Source organism: Bartonella sp. CL71SXKL, from assembly GCF_042194935.1.
Classification (GTDB): Bacteria; Pseudomonadota; Alphaproteobacteria; order Rhizobiales; family Rhizobiaceae; genus Bartonella.
This window is the reverse complement of the sequence record NZ_JBHINI010000120.1, coordinates 1-645: the sequence shown is the minus strand read 5'-3', so window position 1 is coordinate 645 and position 645 is coordinate 1. Positions and strand designations below refer to the sequence as shown.

Annotated in this window: 1 protein-coding gene; it reads right to left on the bottom strand. The window is 49.3% G+C overall.

All coding sequences use genetic code 11. The features are described from left to right. A partial coding sequence (locus tag ACFILA_RS09825) for a hypothetical protein (RefSeq protein ID WP_375661158.1) occupies positions 1 to 645 on the bottom strand: 645 nt, incomplete at both ends.

Sequence of the window (645 nt, the reverse complement as noted above, 5' to 3'; positions counted from 1 at the left end):
ATGAACGGGGGCATTTGTTGCTGGTTGTGCTTGAATGGCAACATTTTGATGCGACAGAATTGTTTGAGAAACAGATAACCCGTTATGAGAAACCAGGGTGATGTCTCCTGCCCCATAAACACTTTCAGCAACAATCGCACCTTGACTGCTCTGAAGATCAACATCCCCTTGGGTGCCAAGAACAACAACACCAGAAGCACCCGTTGCCGCCATATCAACCCCACCAGCTAAAAGCTGCACCTGTATATCACCACCGGCATGCGCCTTGAGATTCCCTTGCGCTAAAACAATCCCCTCAAGCTTCAAATTTCCGCCCGATTCAAGAGCCATATCAGCGCCTGCCCCTAGCCCTGAAACTTGAAGTGTCTGGCGCGAAGAAAGCTCCATATTGCCTCCCGATGTTGCTTTACCGGCAATCGATAAAAGCCCATCCTGCGCCTCTATCTTCAAATGACCCTCAGCGCCAACCGTTTCTAACGTCACATCCTTATGGGCGGCAATATCAATATGCTTTTTCGAGGTGATGTGCTTTGCCAATACGCTCTGGCTTTTCGATTTGAGGACAACACCCCCATGACCAAAAACATTCTTCAACGAGATTTTCCCGTCAGCAGAAAGATGCAACTGCCCCGCATTGGCTGCCAT